Origin of the sequence: Streptomyces sp. AC512_CC834 (genome assembly GCF_019049325.1) — a bacterium.
In the GTDB taxonomy this organism is placed as follows: domain Bacteria; phylum Actinomycetota; class Actinomycetes; order Streptomycetales; family Streptomycetaceae; genus Streptomyces.
The window spans coordinates 204038-223124 of sequence record NZ_JAGMUO010000014.1 but is presented as its reverse complement, the minus strand read 5'-3'; the positions used below and the strand labels follow the sequence as shown (position 1 = coordinate 223124).

The window sequence follows — 19087 nt, the reverse complement described above, 5'->3', positions numbered from 1 at the left end:
GGCGCACGTTGCGATACCGGTCCTGTATCGGCTGCCCGGCTTGGCCGAGGCACCCAACGCGAGCCGGGTACGGTGGGCCGGACGACAGCCTCCGACCGTACAAGCATGCCGGTCGGGACCGACGGAGAGGGCTGGTAGGTAGCTATGGAAGAGCCGCGTCGCCTCGGCGGCCGGTACGAGCTGGGCCCGGTGCTCGGCCGTGGTGGCATGGCGGAGGTTTACCACGCGCATGACACCCGGCTCGGACGCCAGGTGGCGGTGAAGACGCTCCGCGCGGACATGGCGCGCGACCCGTCCTTCCAGGCCCGGTTCCGCCGGGAGGCCCAGTCGGCCGCCTCGCTCAACCACCCCGCGATCGTGGCGGTCTACGACACGGGCGAGGACTACATCGACGGGGTCTCCATCCCGTACATCGTCATGGAGTACGTCGACGGCTCCACACTCCGTGAGCTGCTTCACTCCGGCCGCAAACTGCTGCCGGAGCGAACGCTGGAGATGACCATCGGCATCCTCCAGGCCCTGGAGTACTCGCACCGGGCCGGCATCGTCCACCGCGACATCAAGCCGGCCAACGTCATGCTCACGCGCAACGGCCAGGTCAAGGTCATGGACTTCGGCATCGCCCGCGCCATGGGCGACTCCGGCATGACGATGACCCAGACCGCAGCCGTGATCGGCACCGCCCAGTACCTCTCCCCGGAGCAGGCCAAGGGCGAGCAGGTCGACGCCCGCTCCGACCTGTACTCCACGGGCTGCCTGCTCTACGAGCTGCTCACCGTGCGCCCGCCCTTCGTCGGCGACTCCCCGGTCGCGGTCGCCTACCAGCACGTACGCGAGGAACCGCAGGCGCCCAGCGTCTTCGACCCCGAGATCACGCCCGAGATGGACGCGATCGTGCTGAAGGCCCTGACCAAGGACCCCGACTACCGCTACCAGTCGGCCGACGAGATGCGCGTCGACATCGAGGCCTGCCTCGACGGCCAGCCCGTCGCCGCCACCGCCGCACTGGGCGCCATGGCCGCGGGCGGCTACGGCGCCTACCCCGACGACCAGCCGACCACCGCCCTGCGCTCGGACGCCGGCGGCGGCGCCACGAGCATGCTGCCGCCCATGAACCCCGACGACGGCGGCTACGGCTACGACGACCGCCCCGACCGGCGCCGCCAGCAGTCCCGCAAGAAGAACACCTCCACGATCTTCCTGGTCCTGGCCGGCGTCCTCGTCCTCGTCGGCGCGATCCTGATCGGCAAGTACGCCTTCACCGGCAACAGCGGACCGGGCAACGACAAGGTCCCCGTGCCGGCCTTCATCGGCCTGAGCAAGAGCGACGCCCAGCAACAGGCCACCAACATCGATCTGGTGCTGGCGTTCAAGCAGCAGGAGTGCGAGGACCAGCCCAAGGGCAACATCTGCTCGCAGGACCCCAAGCAGGGCACCAACGTCGAGAAGAAGTCCACCGTCAACCTGGTGGTCTCCACCGGCGCGCCGAAGGTCGCCGTCCCGAACGTCATCGACAAAAACGTCGACGAGGCCACGCAACGGCTCGAGGACAAGGGCTTCGAGGTCGAGACGAAGCAGACCGAGTCCTCCCAGGACGAGGGAACGGTCCTCAGCCAGGACCCCGAACCGGGCGAGGAGCGGGAGAAGGGCTCCACGGTGACCCTGGAGGTCGCCAAGGCCGAGGAGAAGGCGACGGTGCCGGACGTGGTGGGCCGCACCTGCGACGAGGCCAAGGCCCAGGTGGAGAGCGGCGGCGACCTCACTGCCGTCTGCACGGACCAGCCGACGACCGACCCGAACCAGAACGGCAAGGTCATCTCCACGACGCCCACGGCGAACACGCCGGTCGACAAGGGCTCGAAGGTGACGATCTTCGTCGGCAAGGTCGCGGAGAAGACGAAGGTGCCCGAGATCAAGCTCGGTACGCCCCTGGCCCAGGCCCAGCAGACCCTGAACCAGGCCGGATTCACCAACATCCAGGTCACCGGTCCGGGCGACGGCAACGCCGTCGTCATAGGACAGAACCCACCGGCCAACAGCGAGGTCGACGACCCGGCCGCCACGCCGATCACCCTCACCACGGTGGGCGGCAACGGCAACGGCAACAACGGCGGAAACGACGGCGGCGTCATCGCCGGCCTGACCGGCGGCGACTGACCCACCCGCCTGCCCGAACGACCGGAGCCCCGGCCCCTCAGTGGAGGGACCGGGGCTCCGTCGTCGTACGCACCACCATGCGTCGATCGTGTCTTCGTATGTCACGACTCGTTAACCCTGGGTGACCACACGACCCGACCCGGGGGGACGACCATGATCAGCGAGACGGCCCTGCTCGAATCACCGACCCTGCGCAGCAGCGTCCTCGACCGCACGGACGTACTCGACCGTGTGAAGGCGCTGTCCCTGCTGCCGGACGGCATGCACGTGACGACGGCGATGGTGGCGACGTACTTCGGCGTCACCACTGAGGCCATCCGTCAGCTCAAGGCACGGCACCGTGAGGAACTGTCGAGCAACGGACTGTTGACACTGCAAGGCCCTGCGCTCGCACAGTTTAAGCGTGACGTCTTGTCACGCTATCCGCGAGGTTATCCACAGCCCCGGTCGAGCCTCACTCTCTACTCGCGTCGTTCCGTCCTCAACGTCGCCATGCTCCTCCGGGACAGCGAAGTCGCACGTCAGGTGCGGGTGTACCTCCTGGACATGGAGTACCTCGCCCGGACACAGCCTGTGGAAAACCCGGCTCCGACAGACACCTCCGCCCTCGACGCCCGCATCGACCAGCGCATCACCCACATCCTCGGCCGGACCGTCGTACCGATGTTCAACGCCCTGATCGAAACGTCCAGCGATCACCAACGAGAGCTCATCACTCTCCGGACAGGAGTCCAGCGCATCGAGAAGCGGCTCCGGCAGCATCACGCCCGCCTGCAACGGCTGGAAGGCCCGCGAGAGGACCGTCCACTCGCCGGCGTCATGGCCTGCATGGACGCCATGAACGGCCGCGAGTTCGAGGAGCATGTGGCCCTGCTACTGCGCCGTGACGGATGTACCGACGTTCTCGTGCGCGGTGGCAGCAGGGACCGGGGTATCGACATCACCGCGCTCACCGCCGACGGGCGAACACTCGTCGTCCAGTGCAAGAGGTTCGCGCCTCACCTCACGATCACCAGCCCCGAAGTCCAGAAGTTCATCGGGGCGGCCAAGGTCCTGCACAGCTCCGACGTGGCCCTGTTCGTGGCGACCTGCCCCTTCACACGTGATGCCCAGAACATCGCCGCGGAGAGTGGCATCACCGCCGTACATCGTGGGCTTCTGGAGGAATGGAGCGCCGGTGCACCACTGACCGCCTTGCAGTGAGGTGCACGACTGAGTTGCTCCGAGTAACCCAGTCACCTCACCGCAGCTCCGCCGGCGGCGTCCGGTCCCCGTCCACCTTCTCCGTGCGGACCAGCTCGCCCCACACCACGTACCGGTACCGGCTCGTGTACACCGGGGTGCAGGTCGTCAGGGTGATGTAGTGGCCGGCCTTCTTCTTGCCGGACTCGCCGGGGACCGCCTCGATGACCTTGACGTTGAACTTCGAGGTCTCGGGGAGGACCGCGTACGTCTTGTACACGTACCAGGTGTCCTTCGTCTCGAAGACGATCGGGTCACCCTTCTCGATCTTGTCGATGTTGTGGAACTTCGCCCCGTGCCCGTCCCGGTGGGCGGCGAGCGAGAAGTTGCCCTTCTTGTCCGAGCCGGGCAGCGTCGCCTTGACCGGGTCGGTGTAGTAGCCGGCCACGCCGTCGTTGAGGATCTTCATCGACGTGCCCTTCTCCACCAGGATGTCGCCCTCGCCCATCGCCGGGACGTGCAGGAAGCCGATGCCCGCCTTGGTGTCCAGCGCCCCGGGACCGTCCGGGCCGTCCCCGCCCACCCGGTCCTGGGCCCAGTTGTCACGGACCTTCTCGGCCTGCTTGTCCGCCGCCCGGTCGGCGACCACGTTCGTCCACCACAGGGAGTAGACGACGAACAGGCCCAGCACCAGGCCCGCGGTGATGAGGAGTTCACCCAGGACGCTGACCGCCTGCGCGACGATCCGCCCGGGACCACGCCGCCCGCGACCGCGTGCCTCGGCGTGCTCCTGGTGCTCCGTGTCGGTGGTCGCTGCCACTGGTCATCCGCCCTTAACTGACGAGCGCATCCGGCTTGCCCTTGCTGCGCGGCCGTTCCTCGACCATCTTGCCCCAGACGATCATCCGGTACTTGCTCGTGAACTCCGGAGTACAGGTCGTCAGGGTGATGTAGCGACCCGGCCCCGTGAAGCCCGACTGCTTCGGAACCGGTTCCAGCACGCTCACGTTGCTCGGCGACGTCGCCGGCAGGATCGACGCCATCTTGTACACGAAGTACTTGTCCTGCGTCTCCACGACGATCGGGTCGCCCGGCTTCAGCTTGTTGATGTACCGGAACGGCTCGCCGTGCGTGTTGCGATGCCCCGCCAGCCCGAAGTTGCCCGACTTCGCGTCCGGCATCGCCGTCTTCAGCGCACCCTCCGCGTAATGCCCGACCATGCCCCGGTCCAGCACCTTCTCGCTGCTGATGCCCTCCGCGATCGGCACCACCACGTCCAGCTTGGGAATGTGCAGCAGCGCGAAGCCCTGCCCCGGCTCGAAGGACCCCGGACTGCGCTTGCCGCTCGCCCAGTCGTCCTGGAGGTTGCTCGCCGCCTTGTCCGCCTGCGCGTGCGCCCGCACGTTCGTCCACCACAACTGGTACGTGACGAACAGCAGCATCAGCAGACCGGTCGTGATGAAGATCTCACCGATGGCACGGCTGGCGATCACCGCAGGGCCCGGTTTGCGGGCGCGGGCCTGACGGCGGGCCTCCACGCGCGACAGAGGCGCTTTCGGGGCCTCGGTGCCCTCATCCCCCGCCAGGTGGCCCCCGGACGCCCCACGGCGCCCGTGACGCCGTTTCGCGGCCTTCCTGCGCGCCGCACGGCCGCCGGACGGAGCCTCCGCCGTCCGCCGCGCCGGGGGCTCCGGGGGCTCCGGGATCCGCAGCGCCACCGTCTCCTCGTCGACGGGGCCGATGGGACCGACGGGACCGACGGGGGCGAAATCCTCGTACCAGCCGTCCCCGAGCGCACCGGAATCCCCGTACGGCTGCCCGTACGAGGCCCCCTGGTCACCGGCCGTGCCGGAGTCCCGCTCGGGGCGCAGCGCGGTCACGCCGTGGCCCTGCCCACCACCGGGGCGAGCCCCGCCGACCTCGCCACCGCGTCCTGGTCGCCGCACTCCACCAGCCAGTTGGCCAGCATCCGGTGCCCGTGCTCGGTCAGCACCGACTCCGGATGGAACTGCACGCCCTCGACGAGCAGTTCACGGTGGCGCAGCCCCATCACGATCCCGTCGGGCGTACGGGCCGTCACCTCCAGCTCCGCCGGCACCGTGCCCGGCTCCGCCGCCAGCGAGTGGTACCGCGTCGCCGTGAACGGGGAGGGCAGACCCGCGAAGACACCCTTGCCCGTGTGCTCGACCGGCGAGGTCTTGCCGTGCAGCAACTCCGGCGCCCGGTCCACCACACCGCCGTACGCCACCTGCATCGACTGCATGCCCAGGCACACCCCGAAGACCGGCACACCCGTCGCCGCGCAGTGCCGCACCATCTCGACGCACACGCCCGCCTGCTCCGGCGTACCCGGGCCGGGCGAGAGCAGAACTCCGTCGAAGCCGTCCTGGGCGTGCGCCGCCGACACCTCGTCGTTGCGCAGCACCTCGCACTCGGCGCCCAGTTGGTAGAGGTACTGGACCAGGTTGAAGACGAAGCTGTCGTAGTTGTCGACGACGAGGATGCGCGCGCTCACTGGTTGTCCACCGTCACATCGTTGAAGGGAAGCAGCGGTTCGGCCCACGGAAAGACGTACTGGAAGAGGACGTAGACCACGGCCACCGCCAGCACGAGCGAGAGCAGCGCCTTCACCCACGCGTTCCCCGGCAGATGCCGCCAGATCCAGCCGTACATGCCGTCCCTTCCGTCGCACCACGGCGCCGCAATCACGCCGTACCGCACCAGACTAGCGGCGCGGGGCCCCGCGGAACGGCCTCAATCCACAGGCTGGGCATAGTGCAGGTCCGCCGTGCCCGAGTAGCCGGGCAGCGTGATCTTCCCGTCGTCCTCGACCTTCCAGCCGAGCCCGTACACGTTGACGTACACCATGTAGTTCTGGATCGCAGGCGACGCCGCCAGCGCGTCCTTCAGCCGCTCCGGGTCACCGACCGCCTGGATCTTGTACGGCGGTGAGTAGACGCGGCCCTGGAGGATGAGGGTGTTGCCGACGCAGCGCACCGCGCTGGTGGAGATCAACCGCTGGTCCATGACCTTGATGCCTTCGGCGCCGCCCTGCCACAGCGCGTTCACCACGGCCTGGAGGTCCTGCTGGTGGATCACCAGGTAGTCGGGCTGCGGCTCCGGATAACCGGGGAGCTTGGCCGTGGCGTCCGGCGGGGCGTCGTCGAGCGTGACGGAAATCGCCTCGCCCTTCAGCTTCTGCGTACCCGCCTTCTTCTCCAGCGCCGCCAGCTCGTCGTCCTGCGACTGCGTCCGTCCGTCGTCGCGCTCGGCGAGCGACTCGACGTCCTCCCGCAGGTCCGCGTTCGACTCCTCCAGCCCGCCGTTCTCCCTGCTGCGCTCATGGATGAGATCGGACAACTTGAGCAAAGAGGCGTCCGTACGGATATTGGTGCCCTTCGCGGTGTTGAAGCTGGTGAAGAAAATGAGGCCCGCGAGAGCGAAGACGGCTGCCGTGAGCACGCGCACGGGCCGGAATCGGCGCCTGCGGGCAGGGCTGGATCCCGTCCCGGGGGAGTCGGCGGAATTGCTCAACGTACCCTTATCTCCTTCGGCGCCACGGAAGGACTACGCTAACGGACGCCCGGGGGAGCGCTCAGAGTCCCCTCGTCCCATGTACGCCGCCCCCGAGACCGACCCCCCGTTCCCTGCGCGGCCACGCAGCGCATCGACAGGAGAGACCCTCGTGCCGAAGTCACGTATCCGCAAGAAGGCCGATTACACGCCGCCGCCCTCGAAGCAGACGACCAGCATCAAGCTGACCAGCCGCGGCTGGGTCGCGCCGGTCATGCTGGCCATGTTCGTCCTCGGCCTCGCCTGGATCGTCGTCTTCTATGTCACCGACGGCTCACTGCCCATCGACTCTCTGGGCAACTGGAACATCGTGGTGGGCTTCGGCTTCATCGCTGCCGGATTCGGTGTCTCGACGCAGTGGAAGTAGCCCGGCGGTAGCCCCGCGGCAGCTCCTCAGTAGCTCTGGCCAGGGCTGTCCACGGAGTTATCCACAGGCACTGTCCACATGGTGGGGAAAAGAAAGACGATCTGTGGATAACCCACCGGGCATTGACGCCGGTGTGACGGAAGTACCGGCTGAGCCCGAGTTCCGAAAGCATGTTCGCCCCCTGTCCGACCTGCGGAAACACAAGTCAGCGACAGGGGGCACACGTGTTCCCGCACGCTGTGCACAAGATCCGACACCCGCTGTGGACAACAGGATAGCGGGGCACGCTCAGGTGAGCTGGGCCGTTCTCAGCAGCGTCAGGCCGACGACGGCCACGAGGACCACCGCACAGGAGCCGTACTGCACGAGCGTCCGCCGCTCGCGCGGGGCGTGGAGCATGGCGTAGCCGATGACTCCGCCGGCGACGAGACCGCCGATGTGGGCCTGCCAGGCGATGTTGGCCCACGTGAACGTGAAGACCAGGTTGATCACCAGCAGGATGACGACCGGCCGCATGTCGGCGTTGAGCCGGCGCACGAGGGCGGCGGTGGCGCCGAAGAGGCCGAAGACGGCGCCGGACGCGCCGAGGGTGGCCGTGGTGGGTGAGGCCAGCAGATAGGTGAGGGCGCTGCCGGCGAGGCCGGAGACGAGGTAGAGCGCGAGGTAGCGGGCTCTGCCGAGGGCTGCTTCCAGGGGGCCGCCGAGGAACCAGAGGCTGATCATGTTGAAGCCGATGTGCCAGATTTCCTCGTGGGTGAACATCGTGGTCACCAGGCGGTACCACTCGCCCTCGGCGACGCCCTCGGTCGGGACGAAGGGGGCGGGGGGCCAGCGTCCGATGAGCACCATGTCGCTGAGGAAGGACGACGGGAGCGCCTGGACGGCGATGAACACCGCCGCGTTGATCCCGATCAGGATCTTGGTGAGGAGGTGGGGGTCGGCGGCGACCGTGCCGCCGGCGAGGGTGCGGGGTCGGGAGGCGGCGGGGGCGGGTCCGTTGCCGCCGGTGCGGCCGGCGGCGCAGTCGGGGCAGTGGAAGCCGACGGAGGCGTTGACCATGCAGTCCGGGCAGATGGGGCGTTCGCAGCGGGTGCAGCGGATGCCGGTCTCGCGGTCCGGGTGTCGGTAGCAGCCGGGCAGGCGCTGGGCGTCCGGTGGGCCGGCGGCCGCGTGGTCCATGGCTTCCCCTCGGTCGTCCTCAGGCGGTGGGTGCCGATGCACCGCCCCGCCCTTCTTTACGGATGGGCGGGGCGTTTGGTTCCTGCCCGGTGCGGGGTGGGGTCAGCCGGTGCGGGTTTCGACGACGACCGTCTCGATGACGATGTCGTGGACGGGTCGCTCGGTGCGGGGGTTGGTCTGGGTGGCGGCGATGGTGTCGACGACTTTCTGGCTGGCCGCGTCCGTCACTTCGCCGAAGATCGTGTGCTTGCGGTTCAGCCAGGTCGTCGGGGAGACGGTGATGAAGAACTGCGAGCCGTTGGTGCCGGGGCCGGCGTTGGCCATGGCCAGCAGGTAGGGCTTGTCGAAGGCGAGGTCGGGGTGGAACTCGTCGGCGAACTGGTAGCCGGGGTCGCCGGTGCCGTTGCCCAGGGGGTCGCCGCCCTGGATCATGAAGCCGCTGAGGACCCGGTGGAAGACGGTGCCGTCGTAGAGCCGGGCCGTAGATTTCTCGCCGGTGGCGGGGTGGGTCCACTCGCGCTCGCCGCGGGCGAGCTCGATGAAGTTCTTGACCGTTCTGGGTGCGTGGTTCGGCAGCAGCCGCACCTCGATGTCACCTTGGTTGGTCTTCAGGGTGGCGTAGAGCTGCTCGGCCACGGGGTGCCTTCCGTCGTCCTGTTGTGCGCCCCGATCCTCGCACGGTCGGGGGTGCGTTCGTAGTTCATCCCGCGTTCGTCCCGCTGGGTCACGAGCGCGGGGCGTCGATCCGTGGCATTGTCGGGGGCGGGATCGTGTTGCCCGGTATTCATCCGTTATTGACGTTGATCAGCTCCTGTTCGCAACTTCATCACCACTTGTCCCAGAGGGCCCGACGGCATCGTCCGTGACCCGGATGCCTGCCCTCACATGCCTGGCGGTGCGTCCACAGGCATGATCCGTAAAAGGGTGGAAAGTCGAATTACCGTACGCCACCGAGGAGGAGGAACCCGTGACCCGCATCGACAGCGTGCGCGCCGCGACCGGTTCGGCGAAGGACAGCGTGCTGCACGCCGCGGAAGCGGTGGCGCCCTACGCCGACACGGCCAAGGACAGGGCCGCTCACTATGCACAGGAGGCGCGCGGACGGCTGGCGCCCAAGGTGTCGCAGGCCGCAGACCAGGCTCGTCTCCAGTACGGCGTGCGTGTCGCGCCGCGGCTGGAGCAGGCCCGTACGCATGTGCCGCCGAAGATGGACGCGGCCGCTCAGGAGGCTGCCGTCCGTACGCGTCTGGCCGCTCGGCAGGCGGCCGACTATTCACGCCCGATGATCGAGCAGGCGGTGGCCGCGGCCGGCCCTGTGCGGGACGAGGCCACGGCGCGGGGTGCTGCGGCACTGGCCGCGCTGCGGGGTGAGGTGACGGCGAAGGAGATCCAGAGGCTGACGCGCAGGCATCGGCGGCGGGCGAGGGCCGGTCGTGTCGCCAGGGTTCTGGCGGTGGCGGGTGTCGTCGCGGGCGGTGCCTTCGCCGCTTGGAAGTGGTGGGACAAGCAGGCCAACCCGGACTGGCTGGTGGAGCCGCCGGAGGCGACGGAGGTTCCCGAGTCGGGGCGGCTGACGTCGGTGGACGGCACCGGTGAGGCGGTTCTCGATCCCGAGGTGCAGGCCAAGCAGGCGCAGGAGGAGGCGGCGGAGGGCGACGAGCCCCGCTGATCCCCGGCGTCCTCGCCCAGTCGGCGTCGATCGCTTTCCTACCGCCGCGGGGCGGGAGACTCCGAGTCTCCCGCCCCGCGGTGATGTTTCACGTGAAACGGGCGCTCAGCGGCCGTAGCGGCGTTCCCGCAGGGAGTAGGAGCGCAGGGCGCGCAGGAAGTCGATCTCGCGGAAGTCCGGCCAGTAGGTCTCGCAGAAGTGGACTTCGGCGTAGGCGGACTGCCAGAGCAGGAATCCGGAGAGGCGCTGTTCGCCGGAGGTGCGGATGATGAGGTCGGACTCGGAGCGTGTCTTGGAGTACAGGTGCTTGGAGATGTGCTCCATGGTGAAGGTCTCGATGAACTCGTCGATGTCGCCGCCCTGGGAGCTGTGCTCGGTGAGGGCGGAGCGCACGGCGTCGACGATCTCGCGTCTGCCTCCGTAGCCCACGGCGACGTCGACCTTGGTGCCGCCCTTGCGGTCCTGGGTGGCGGCGGTGGCGGTCTTGAGGCGGCTCGCGGACTCGGCGGGCAGCAGGTCCAGGGCGCCGACCGCTTCGACGCGCCAGGGGTTGCCGGGCGCGGCCAGTCGCTCGACGACCTCGGCGATGATGTCGATGAGCGGTTCCAGTTGCTCCTCGGGCCGGTGGAGGTTGTCGTCGGAGAGCATGAACAGGGTGACGTGCTCGATCTGTGCGGAGTCGCACCAGCGCAGGAAGTCCAGCACCTTCGCCCCGCCGGCCCGGTAGCCCTCGCGGGGGTCGTCGATGCCGGACATCTTGGCCCACCGGCGGTTGCCGTCGAGCATGATGCCGATGTGCTGGGGGCGTGGGCGTCCTTCCAGCTCCCTGACCAGCCGCTTCATGTAGAGCGCGTCGAGAGCGGCCCGTACCTTCGCCCGCATGGTCTACCCCTTCCACCTCGTCGGTAGCGACCGGACGGTCCCGACGGCGATGAGCCACGTGGCACCGCGCCGCGGGGGTGTGGCGCTGGTGCCCTGTGGGGTGACGATATCAAGAGCAGACAGCGCCGCCGGGGCGCCGAGTTCGGTCGGTCCGTGGGTCCGTTCCGGTTGTGTCGCGTGGACCGGAGGGTTGTTCCGCGTGGTCAACAGGCCCTTTCTGTACGGTCGTTGGTGATCATTCGGTTGGGGCGTGCCCGGTCGGGGGTGCCGCGCGGGCGCGGACGGTGAGGAAGGTCTCCGCGCCGCCGGGGCGGGGCGGACGGGCCGCTGCCCGCCGTCCGGGGAACGCACAGAGCGCCTCCGACGTACGTTTCCGCAGGTCGGAGGCGCTCTTGACGGTGGAGCCTAGGGGAGTCGAACCCCTGACATCTGCCATGCAAAGACAGCGCTCTACCAACTGAGCTAAGGCCCCTTGGGAGGCGGCGTCGGTCGTGGTGTCGCGGACCGTCGGTCGCCGCAGACAAGAGTACCGGGTCGGCGCCCGTATCTCACAAATGATTGGGGCTCCCGGGAAACGACCACGCTCCGTAAGATGCTCGGCGTGGTTCGCTGGAGCGAACTGCGGTTTTTGGGGAAGCGATGGGGAGACGCAATGGACGCCGCACAGCAGGAAGCCACCGCAAGAGCGCGGGAACTGCAGCGGAACTGGTACGGGGAGCCGTTGGGGGCGCTCTTCCGCAGGCTTATCGATGATCTCGGTCTCAACCAGGCTCGTCTCGCGGGGGTGCTGGGGCTGTCCGCGCCGATGCTGTCGCAGTTGATGAGCGGCCAGCGGGCGAAGATCGGCAATCCCGCGGTGGTCCAGCGGGTGCAGTTGCTGCAGGACCTGGCGGGGCAGGTCGCGGACGGCAGTGTGAGCGCGGCCGAGGCGACGGAGCGCATGGATGAGATCAAGAAGTCGCAGGGGGGCTCGGTGCTCAACAACACCACGACGACGACGAGTAGTTCGGGCGCGCCCACGGTCAAGCGGGTGGTGCGTGAGATCCAGTCGCTGCTGCGGTCGGTGGCGGCCGCCGGGGACATCATCGACGCGGCGGACTCCCTTTCCTCCTCGCATCCGGAGCTGGCGGAGTTCCTGCGGGTCTATGGCGCGGGCCGTACCTCGGACGCGGTCGCGCACTACCAGTCCCACCAGAACTGATCCCGGGGTCCGGTCGCCGCGGGGGGGGTCGGCGGCCGGGTCCGTGAGTGGCGCGACAGGTCCCAGGGGAGGAGCGGCGCACAGCCATGGGTGAGGTCTTCGCGGGCCGGTACGAGCTGGTCGACCCGATCGGCCGCGGTGGGGTCGGTGCCGTCTGGCGTGCCTGGGACCATCGGCGCCGGCGTTATGTGGCCGCCAAGGTGCTCCAGCAGCGGGACGCGCACTCGCTGCTGCGGTTCGTGCGCGAGCAGGCGCTGCGGATCGATCATCCCCATGTGCTGGCGCCGGCGAGCTGGGCGGCCGACGACGATCAGGTCCTGTTCACCATGGACCTGGTCACGGGTGGTTCGCTGGTTCACCTGGTGGGGGACTACGGTCCGCTGCCGCCCGCCTTCGTGTGCACGTTGCTCGACCAGCTTCTGGCGGGGCTGGCGGCAGTGCACGGGGAGGGTGTCGTGCACCGTGACATCAAGCCCGCCAACCTGCTGCTCGAGGCGACGGGGACGGGCCGTCCGCGGCTGAGGCTGTCCGACTTCGGCATCGCGATGCGGCTGGGTGAGCCGCGGCTGACGGAGACCAACCTCGTGGTGGGGACACCGGGTTATCTCGCGCCGGAGCAGTTGATGGGCGAGGAACCGGATTTTCCCGCGGACCTGTTCGCGGTGGGTCTGGTGGCCCTGTATCTGCTGGAGGGGGCCAAACCGGACGCCAAGGCGCTCGTGCAGCATTTCCTCGAGGGCGGCACGCCGCCCGCGCCGCAGGGGATTCCCGAGCCGCTGTGGCAGGTGGTGGCGACGTTGGTGCAGCCGGATCCGCCGGCCAGGTTCCGTACCGCGACGGGGGCGCGCAAGGCGCTGACCGCGGCGGCGGAGCTGCTGCCGGAGCCCGGCCCCGACGACGAGCTGATCGAGATCTTCGATCAGGTCGGGCCGCTGCCGTCGGGGTTCGGCTCCGACGGTCCGCTCAAGCGGGCGTCGGGGGTGGACGACGTGCCGACGGACCCGCGACGGCCGGCCGGGCCGGGCGCGGCCCCGGCCGGCGCGCCACCGTGGACTGCGGCGCCCCCGGCCGGCCCACCAGGGGCTCAGGACCGGACACCAGCGGCCCCGGACCGGACACCGTCGGCACCTGCCGATCCGTTGCCGAGTGGCACACCGCCGACCGGGGCTGGCCCGCTGTCTGAGTCGGCTCCCGGGGCCGGGCGGACGGGTGGCAGCGGCAGCGGCAGCGGCAGCGTGTCGGAGACCGGCAGCTTTCATCTGCCGCCTCCGCAGCCGACCGTCACCTCGGCGCCGGCGGCCGATGCGCGCTCGTCCGCGCAGAGCCCGGCCTTCACGGGCGGCCCGCAGTACGGGTCTCAGGACCGGTCTCAGGACCCGCCTCAGGACCGGTCTCCCGGTGGGTCTCAGTACCAGCCGCCGCCGCACGTGCCGCCGTTTCCCGCCGCCCAGGCTCTGGCGCCGTCACCGCCCCGGCCCGCCGACGCTCCCACCGCCGCGTACACCGCTGTGACCGCGCAGACCGCCCCTCCCGCGCAGCACCGTGGGGGACGGCGGCGGCGCCGTTCCGGTCCTCCGGCGAGGGTGGCGTTGCCGCTGCTGCTGCTGGCACTGGCCTGCTATGCGGTGGGTTTCTGGGCGCTGACCCGTATCTGAGTCCGGCCGGCAGGCCCTAGGGTCGGCGCCGGGCCGCCGCCGTCCACAGGGCCAGGGCCAGGAGCAGCAGGCTGCCGGTTCCGATCCCGGCGACGGCGACCGCTTTCATGGTGCGGTTCTCGCCGGTGGTCCCGCTCTCCGGCGCGGCCACCCGGTCCTGTGCGGAGACCTCGAAGAGGCCCTCGGGCCGGGACTCCCCCGCGTAGTCGGGGCCGGTGCGCTGCGTTCCCCCGAGTCGCAGGCGCAGTGTCAGTCCGAACGGGCCCTCGCCGAAGTCGTCGGCGACCTGTGCCGCGAGGTGGACCACGACGTAGTAGTCGCCGGCGAACCGCAGTGCGCCGACCTGTCCCGAGGTGGCGTACCGGTTGGCGTACGCCACGGGTGGCAGCGTGGCGAGGCCGACGGTGGTCGGCCGGCCGGTGTAGCCCTTGGCGGCGTCGTCGACCTCGCCGCGCACGGGGTTGTGCAGGGCCAGTCGCAGGGCGCTGGTGGCGTAGCCGGAGGCGTCGCCGGAGCCGCCGAGTTCGGCGGTGGCGTACACCTGGCGGCCCCAGTCGACCGGCACCTTGTAGTAGAGGGTCTGGCCGGGGCGGATGTCGTCCTGCCAGACGCCCTGTCCGACGGCGGTGGCGTGGGCGAAGCCGCGGCCGCCCGGCCGGCGTTCCGGCTCGCCGGCGAGGGGTTCGGGCGAGGCGGAGTTCCAGGTCTCGGGCGCACTGGTGGCGCCGGTCTGTCGCGGGCGGGGTTCGGTGGCGGCGGTGAGTTCCAGGTCCCAGTCGTCCGGCGGGGAGTCCTTGGGCCGGGTCCGCTCGACGGTGACGTAGTAGGTGCCGGGGTCCTGGCAGCGGTTCGCGCCGGGGGTGATCTCGCGCATGCCCCGGGCGGTGACCGGGCGGGGACTGTGGGCGGCGCCGAAGGTCGCGGTGTCGGAGGAGCAGGAGCCGCCGTCGGCGTCCTGGACGGCGACCCGGATGCCGTCGACGGCGGTGACCTCGCCGTCGGGTCCCGGTACGGCGGTGACGGAGACGTAGGCGTCGGAGGCGGCGTCGAGTTCGAGGCGGTAGTAGAGGGTGCCGTTTCTCGGCAGGGAGCCGCGGTACGTGGAGCCGGCCTCCAGCGGTTCGGCGTCCGAGGCGGTGCTCGCGCCCGTGATCCGGCGGGCGTCGTCGGCGAAGTCGTAGCCGGCGGGCGCACCGGCCGCATCGGCCGCGACGGCCGCAGCGCCGGGCAGGACGGTCGTGGCCAATACGGCGGTCGTGGCCAATACGGCGGTCACGACGGCCGGCCGCGCGGGCGCCGTCGGCCGGTCCCGCCCCGCCCCCGCCCCCGCACGCCGCCAGGCCGTACACCACCGTCCCATGACCCGCCACCCCTCGCGTTCACCGGCTCTCTCGCCGCCCGCCCCGCGCGGACCGCGCCCCATCCTGCCGCGCACCCCCGCGCTCCCGCACCCCCGCGCCCCAGCGCCCGGTGTACGGAATCGGGCAACACAAAACCCCGACCGTTTGACGGCCGGGGTCTGCTCAGGACCGGATGTCGGTCGTACTCACGAACCCGTGGGCACGGAGTCAGTCGCCTCCGTCCACAGATCCTGCTCGGCGCGATCCGCCTGGATCTGGCGGTACACGAGGAGCCCGCCGATGGCGGCCAGTGCGACCAGGAGAAGCTTCTTCACCGCGCGACCTCGTCTTTCCTTGACGTAGGGGACCTCTGGCGCCCGACTATACACACCGGCCGATACCGATCGGTGACCTGCGTCCGTGGTCAACTGCCCGTCGCCGGAACCCTCTAGAAGCGGATGCGGCCGTTCCGATCGGAGGGTGATCACACCCCTACGTGCGGTGACTTTCGCCCTCCTATCTCCCGCCTGGGCACCTTTTGCAGCGCCCTGCGGCTATTCGGGTGGTGTTCATCTGAACATCGACGCGCCACGGACGTAGGTCCACCACTTCGCGGCCCGCATACACATCATGAGGAAAGTACGCAAATCGCCCAACCCGAAAGTGAGGGGTTATGGCCCGGAACAAGGTCATGACGCTGTGGACCACCATCGTCACCGCCTTCCTCGCGCTGTGCACGGCGCTCGGACTCATCACGACGACGGCCTCCGCGGCCGTACCGCAGACCGGAACGCACAGCAACGCCGAGAGCGCCTCCCCCGAGGCGGCACCCGCGGCCTCGGTCCCCTGGTCCTGGTCCCGTACCGGCTCCCTGCCCCCCACGATGAAGCAGCGCATCCGCGCCGAGGCCCACGGGTCGGCGCCCAGTTGCCGTCACCGCCCGCTCGCCGACGCCACCGCCACGGCCGTCGCCCCCCAGTGCGACGACACCGCCGCCGAGTCTCCGGCCCAGCACACCGCCCCTCTTCAGCGCTGAGCGGACCGCGAAACCCTCGACTCCGACGTAACGGCGATCTGCGTACAGCACCACACGCGAGAAACGGCCCGGCAGCTCGACAGAGCAGCCGGGCCGCCGCCATGTGTGCACTTCAGGAGTTGTAGCGTCTCTGGAGCTCTTAAAGATCCTGAGTTATCGCGTAGCCCCAAGGAGTGGAAGCCATAACGAGCGCGGACGAGTCCGGGCCGATCCCGCGTCGCAGAGCCCGTATGCGTCGCCGCCGGCTGCGGCGTTGCCGGCATCTGGCTTGTGCGGGCCCCTACGGACTCGCACACCCGGGGATTGCCGCCCCGTCGGACGCTGAGCCGGCTATCTCGGACAAAAGCCGCGATGTCGGCGACGGGGGCCGCGCGCATTTCGAGCACGCGGCGGGTTCGTCCGGTAAAACGACGATCCACAGGGAAGGTTACGGCCCACTCGGGTACAGCTTCACCGAGGATCCCGAAGCCAACCGGACAACTGTGAGAGACCCTGCGAGCGCGAAGACGGACCCGAACGACGGACCTGAACGACGGACCTGAACGACGGACCCGGACGACGGACCGGAACCCGTGAGTGCGAGTGCCGAAGGCGTACGGAAAGGTGGTGAAGGTGGTGAGTGCCGCCGTGAACCGGCGCGTCGTCATCGTCACAGCCGTCCACGGCCCCTCGGCCCACTTCCTGCCGCAGGCCCACGCGTCGTTGTGTGCACAGGAGTTGCCCGCCGGCTGGGAATGGCACTGGGTGATCCAGGAGGACGGCCGTACGCAGGACGTCCGGCCGTACGTGCCCGACGATCCGCGTGTCGTCTTCCACCAGGGGCGACAGGGCCGGCAGGGCGGACCGGGGGTGGCCCGCACCATGGCCCTGGCCCACGCGGACGGCGCGTACGTGAAGGTCCTGGACGCCGACGACCGGCTCGCCCCGGGAGCCCTGGCCCGCGACCTGGCCGCCCTGGAGGGCGACCCAGCGCTCGGCTGGGCGACCTCACGGGTCCTGGACCTCCTGCCCGACGGCTCGACGGCGGGTTTCCCCGGCGACCCGGAGCACGGGCCGATCGAGCGCGGAGAGGTACTCGGCTTCTGGAAGGCGAACGGCTTCCGCGCCCAGGTCCACCCGGCGACGCTCCTGGTACGGCGGGATCTGCTGCTCGCCCTGGGCGGCTGGATGGCCCTGCCGGCGTCCGAGGACACCGGTCTGCTGCTGGCACTCAACTCCGTGAGCCGCGGGTGGTTCTCCGAGGAGGTGGGCCTCCTCTACCGCAAGTGGGAGGGCCAGGTGACCGGCCAGGCGTCCCATGTGGACCCCGCCGAACGCGATGCCCGGATGGCGGTGGTGGAGGCCAGGGCGAGGTCCCTGGCCTCCTTCGGGTGGCGTCCGCCGGACGGCGCCGACGGCCCGCGCGCGCGTCCGTGAACCGACTCGGCGGCGACGGGGAGGGCCGTACCAGGGAGGGCCATACCGGGGATCAGGGCAGCCGCTCCGCGTCGACCCGCGAGAAGACCAGGTCGCTCTCCTCGGTCACCGGCCCGCGCCAGCGAACCGGCGCCCGGGGCTCACCGCTCAGCGCCGAGGGGTAGCTCTCGGGCGCGTAGTCGTTGGCCAGCCGGTACACGTGGAACCCGGCGTCACGCATCACCGTCAGCAGGTCGTCGATGGAGTCCCCGAGCCGGGCCATGCGCTCGGGCGCCACCTCGACGCAGATCTCCGCGTCGGACCGCAGAGCGCCCAGCATCGGCGCCAGACCGCGCACCACGCTCCCCTCCGCGCCCTCCACATCGATCTTGACCACCCGGGCGTTCGCGATCTCCGCCGGGTCGAGCAGCTCCGGCAGCGTCCTGGCCTCCATCTCGAAGCTGGACTCCGCCGGGCCGTCGTACGGGACGATGCTGTTCGCCCCCGTGTTACGTGAGCTGGCGAGCACGAAGGTCAACGTCCTGGACCGGTCCGAGACCGCGGCGTTCAGCGCGCGGATGTTCCCGAGGGCGTTGAGCCGCGCGTGCCCCACCAGGCGGCGGTGGAGGTCGGGGGACGCCTCGATCGCGACGACCCGGCCCGCGTCACCGACCAGTTGGGCCGCGAGGACGCTGAAGACGCCGATGTTGGCCCCGACGTCGACGAAGCCGTCCCCCGGTCGCAGCCGGCGCCGCAGCCAGCCCGTCAGGTGCGGCTCCCAGGCGCCGAACAGGTACAGGTACCGCTGGATGAGGTCCTGCGTGTCCACGGCGAACAGACCGCCGGAACGCACTTCGACGACTCTGAGGCGTGGGTGCTCGCGCAACTGCGGGTTGACCAGGCGCGCGGCGAGGGCCGCCTTCCCGAAGGTGCCGGGGCCGTTGCGCACGTACCGGGCGGCGAGGGTGACCAGGGCCTCTGGCACAAAGCCGCCCGGTTCGCCCCGGATGCTCAGTCCCCCGCCGTGATGGTGATCGCGGCGGACGGGCACCCCTCGGCCGCCTCGCGCACCCGCGGGGCGTCGACGTCGTACTCCCGGCCGGGTATGACGGCACCGAGGCCGTCCACCTTGGTGAAGACGGACGGGGCCCGGTGGACGCAGTCGCCGGAGCCGTAACACTGCTCGGGGTCGACGGAGATCCTCATACGCACTCCAGCGGCGATCGGTGTCGGAGCCTTCCCGACGTGCCTGCCCGCGGATCCGCGCGCCGAATCCGACCGGCCCGCCCGCCTGTTGGCCGGCACGTACGCGTCGGCATGGTTTGGCTCCGGTCCCTCCCCTCGTGGGGACCGGTGCCAAACCATGCCGGCGCCGTTTTCGCGTGCGATACCGGAACGGGTCGGAAAAGGGTTTGGCCGCCGAAAGCTGACCGAGAACATGCGGTCACTTG

At 70.0% G+C, this 19087-nt stretch carries 20 protein-coding genes and 1 tRNA gene; 8 read left to right on the top strand and 13 right to left on the bottom strand.

All coding sequences use genetic code 11. The annotated features are described in order from the left end of the window. The first annotated feature begins 144 nt into the window (after positions 1-144). Both pknB and KUM40_RS05050 read left to right on the top strand, forming a co-directional pair. On the top strand, positions 145-2157 hold the full coding sequence (pknB, locus tag KUM40_RS05055) for a Stk1 family PASTA domain-containing Ser/Thr kinase (protein WP_217163263.1): 2013 nt from the start codon (positions 145-147) through the stop codon (positions 2155-2157). Positions 2158-2310: 153 nt separating this feature from the next. Then, on the top strand, positions 2311-3360 hold the full coding sequence (locus KUM40_RS05050) for a restriction endonuclease (protein WP_217163261.1): 1050 nt from the start codon (positions 2311-2313) through the stop codon (positions 3358-3360). Positions 3361-3397: 37 nt separating this feature from the next. Here KUM40_RS05050 and KUM40_RS05045 read toward each other — a convergent pair whose 3' ends face one another. From KUM40_RS05045 to KUM40_RS05025, 5 genes are all read right to left on the bottom strand, one after another. After that, the gene (locus tag KUM40_RS05045; protein ID WP_217163259.1) at positions 3398-4159 is read right to left on the bottom strand and encodes a class E sortase; all 762 of its coding nucleotides are present in this window, start codon (positions 4157-4159) and stop codon (positions 3398-3400) included. A gap of 13 nt (positions 4160-4172) precedes the next feature. After that, positions 4173-5219 carry a class E sortase gene (locus KUM40_RS05040; RefSeq protein WP_217163257.1) on the bottom strand — a complete coding sequence of 349 codons (1047 nt, stop codon included), beginning with the start codon at positions 5217-5219 and terminating at the stop codon, positions 4173-4175. Continuing rightward, positions 5216-5854, bottom strand: a complete 639-nt coding sequence (locus KUM40_RS05035; protein ID WP_217163255.1) for an aminodeoxychorismate/anthranilate synthase component II — start codon at positions 5852-5854, stop codon at positions 5216-5218. Before KUM40_RS05035 ends, KUM40_RS05040 begins: the two co-directional genes overlap by 4 nt. Continuing rightward, positions 5851-6012 carry a hypothetical protein gene (locus KUM40_RS05030; protein WP_043382636.1) on the bottom strand — a complete coding sequence of 54 codons (162 nt, stop codon included), beginning with the start codon at positions 6010-6012 and terminating at the stop codon, positions 5851-5853. Before KUM40_RS05030 ends, KUM40_RS05035 begins: the two co-directional genes overlap by 4 nt. Positions 6013-6093: 81 nt before the next feature. After that, the gene (locus tag KUM40_RS05025) at positions 6094-6873 is read right to left on the bottom strand and encodes a DUF881 domain-containing protein (RefSeq protein WP_217163253.1); all 780 of its coding nucleotides are present in this window, start codon (positions 6871-6873) and stop codon (positions 6094-6096) included. A 151-nt stretch (positions 6874-7024) separates the two neighbouring features. Here KUM40_RS05025 and crgA point away from each other — a divergent pair, with 151 nt between their 5' ends. After that, positions 7025-7279 carry a cell division protein CrgA gene (gene crgA, locus KUM40_RS05020; RefSeq protein WP_217163251.1) on the top strand — a complete coding sequence of 85 codons (255 nt, stop codon included), beginning with the start codon at positions 7025-7027 and terminating at the stop codon, positions 7277-7279. Between the two features lie 288 nt (positions 7280-7567). Here the strand turns inward: crgA and KUM40_RS05015 are convergent, their stop codons facing one another. After that, positions 7568-8458, bottom strand: coding sequence for a rhomboid family intramembrane serine protease (locus KUM40_RS05015; RefSeq protein ID WP_217163249.1), 891 nt, complete (start codon positions 8456-8458; stop codon positions 7568-7570). Between the two features lie 102 nt (positions 8459-8560). Further along, positions 8561-9094: a peptidylprolyl isomerase gene (locus tag KUM40_RS05010; protein ID WP_217163246.1), complete on the bottom strand. Its 534-nt coding sequence runs from the start codon at positions 9092-9094 to the stop codon at positions 8561-8563. A gap of 331 nt (positions 9095-9425) precedes the next feature. Between KUM40_RS05010 and KUM40_RS05005 the strand changes: the two genes are divergently transcribed. Further along, on the top strand, positions 9426-10127 hold the full coding sequence (locus tag KUM40_RS05005; protein WP_217163244.1) for a DUF5324 family protein: 702 nt from the start codon (positions 9426-9428) through the stop codon (positions 10125-10127). Positions 10128-10232: 105 nt separating this feature from the next. On the opposite strand, the gene KUM40_RS05000 is transcribed toward KUM40_RS05005, so the two are convergent. Then, positions 10233-11009: an isoprenyl transferase gene (locus tag KUM40_RS05000; protein ID WP_217163243.1), complete on the bottom strand. Its 777-nt coding sequence runs from the start codon at positions 11007-11009 to the stop codon at positions 10233-10235. 399 nt (positions 11010-11408) lie between these two features. Continuing rightward, positions 11409-11481, bottom strand: a tRNA-Ala gene (locus tag KUM40_RS04995). A 180-nt stretch (positions 11482-11661) separates the two neighbouring features. Between KUM40_RS04995 and KUM40_RS04990 the strand changes: the two genes are divergently transcribed. Both KUM40_RS04990 and KUM40_RS04985 read left to right on the top strand, forming a co-directional pair. Continuing rightward, positions 11662-12210 (top strand): DNA-binding protein, encoded by a 549-nt coding sequence (locus tag KUM40_RS04990; protein WP_217163242.1) that lies wholly within the window; start codon positions 11662-11664, stop codon positions 12208-12210. An 86-nt stretch (positions 12211-12296) separates the two neighbouring features. After that, positions 12297-13865: a serine/threonine-protein kinase gene (locus KUM40_RS04985; protein WP_217163241.1), complete on the top strand. Its 1569-nt coding sequence runs from the start codon at positions 12297-12299 to the stop codon at positions 13863-13865. A gap of 16 nt (positions 13866-13881) precedes the next feature. Here KUM40_RS04985 and KUM40_RS04980 read toward each other — a convergent pair whose 3' ends face one another. Together KUM40_RS04980 and KUM40_RS04975 are read right to left on the bottom strand one after the other, a co-directional pair. Next, positions 13882-15225, bottom strand: a complete 1344-nt coding sequence (locus KUM40_RS04980; protein WP_217163239.1) for a hypothetical protein — start codon at positions 15223-15225, stop codon at positions 13882-13884. 186 nt (positions 15226-15411) lie between these two features. Further along, a complete protein-coding gene (locus KUM40_RS04975) occupies positions 15412-15540 on the bottom strand; it encodes a DLW-39 family protein (RefSeq protein WP_003999697.1) in 129 nt (42 codons plus the stop codon). A 338-nt stretch (positions 15541-15878) separates the two neighbouring features. On the opposite strand from KUM40_RS04975, the gene KUM40_RS04970 reads away from it, so the two are divergent. After that, a complete protein-coding gene (locus tag KUM40_RS04970) occupies positions 15879-16241 on the top strand; it encodes a DUF6344 domain-containing protein (RefSeq protein WP_217163237.1) in 363 nt (120 codons plus the stop codon). A 615-nt stretch (positions 16242-16856) separates the two neighbouring features. Beyond that, positions 16857-17657, top strand: coding sequence for a glycosyltransferase family 2 protein (locus KUM40_RS04965; RefSeq protein WP_308401059.1), 801 nt, complete (start codon positions 16857-16859; stop codon positions 17655-17657). A gap of 52 nt (positions 17658-17709) precedes the next feature. On the opposite strand, the gene KUM40_RS04960 is transcribed toward KUM40_RS04965, so the two are convergent. Next, positions 17710-18585 carry an FkbM family methyltransferase gene (locus KUM40_RS04960; RefSeq protein ID WP_217163593.1) on the bottom strand — a complete coding sequence of 292 codons (876 nt, stop codon included), beginning with the start codon at positions 18583-18585 and terminating at the stop codon, positions 17710-17712. A 62-nt stretch (positions 18586-18647) separates the two neighbouring features. Beyond that, positions 18648-18842: a ferredoxin gene (locus tag KUM40_RS04955; RefSeq protein ID WP_217163235.1), complete on the bottom strand. Its 195-nt coding sequence runs from the start codon at positions 18840-18842 to the stop codon at positions 18648-18650. Positions 18843-19087 lie beyond the last annotated feature (245 nt).